Source organism: Intrasporangium chromatireducens Q5-1 (assembly GCF_000576575.1).
In the GTDB taxonomy this organism is placed as follows: Bacteria; Actinomycetota; Actinomycetes; order Actinomycetales; family Dermatophilaceae; genus Intrasporangium_A; species Intrasporangium_A chromatireducens.
In genome coordinates this window covers 1-1080 of sequence record NZ_AWQS01000506.1, presented here as the reverse complement: position 1 = coordinate 1080, position 1080 = coordinate 1, and the positions used below count along the sequence as shown (strand labels likewise).

2 protein-coding genes are annotated in these 1080 nt (G+C 69.0%); both read right to left on the bottom strand.

The annotated features are described in order from the left end of the window. Positions 1 to 36 precede the first annotated feature (36 nt). Positions 37 to 396: a hypothetical protein gene (locus N864_RS22550; RefSeq protein WP_034722857.1), complete on the bottom strand. Its 360-nt coding sequence runs from the start codon at positions 394 to 396 to the stop codon at positions 37 to 39. Positions 397 to 597: 201 nt separating this feature from the next. Further along, on the bottom strand, positions 598 to 1080 hold a 483-nt coding region (locus tag N864_RS22545; protein WP_034722855.1), incomplete at its 5' end, for a DUF4352 domain-containing protein.

Below are 1080 nucleotides of genomic sequence, written 5' to 3'. Positions count from 1 at the left end.
CGCTGAGCTGGCTCAGCGGCATACGGCACCCGTCGCTCAGGCCACGTCCTCACCCGTCGGGGGCCTCGGGTGGCGATGGGACTCGAGCCGGCTGACCTGGGTGCGCAGCTGGGAGATCACCTTGGCCTCCGCGTCGTTGAGCGCGGCCTTCGTCGCGGTGAGGTGGGACACCCCCACGAGGGGCGGCAGGCCCTGGACCCGCACGTCGAGGGTCGTGCGCATCCCCGGGTGACCCCGGTCCTTGATCCGGATCGAGATCTCCACCTGGGACGGGACGAACCGGTCGAGCTGGGTGAAGAGCTGGGCCAGGGTGCGCTCGATGAAGGGGAGGTCGTCGTGGTTGACCCCTCCGTCGAGGCGGACCCGGTCGATGAGGCGGCGTGTTTCGGCGTTCATCCGGCGCTCCTTCGTCAGGACCACGGAAGCATCTGCGGCTTCCACCTTCATCCTACGAAGTTCCTTGAAAATCAACGAATTTTGCCCGCCGAGCCCATCTGTGAAAGCGCTCACTCCGCGCCTCGCGACCGGGCACAATGAGACGAGGGGGCGGCGCCGCGATCCCCTCCCCCGCGACGCCGCTCCCGCCCTGCCCTGCCGTCAGGACAGGGCGACCGTGATGCCGTCGGAGAACATCGAGTCGTGCAGCTCGATCGAGGCCGGCTTCGCGCCCTTCGGCATGTCATAGACGAGGACGCCCTTGACCGTGTTGCCCGGGTTGATCTCGTTGAAGAAGACGTCGTTGCCCTTGATGACGATCGCCGCGCCCGAGTCGGTCGAGAACTGGCGTCCGGCAGCGTCCCGCACTTTCTGCACCGAGTCGATGAGCGTCTGCGGCTCGTCGCCGATGTTCGTCACGCTCAGGTGGACGAGGACGAACTGGCCCTGCGCCTTCTCGGCCATGAAGTCGGGCCCGACGCTGCGGACGCCGGTCTCGACCTTCGTGACGGTGAACTCGAACTTGCCGTCGCGGACGGGGGTGCCGACCTTGGGGCCGGCGGGCTTGGCGGCCGGTTTCGCGGCGGGAGCGGCGGCCTTGGGGGCCGCCGAGGTGGCGGGCGCCGACTGGGCCGGTGCGGCCTG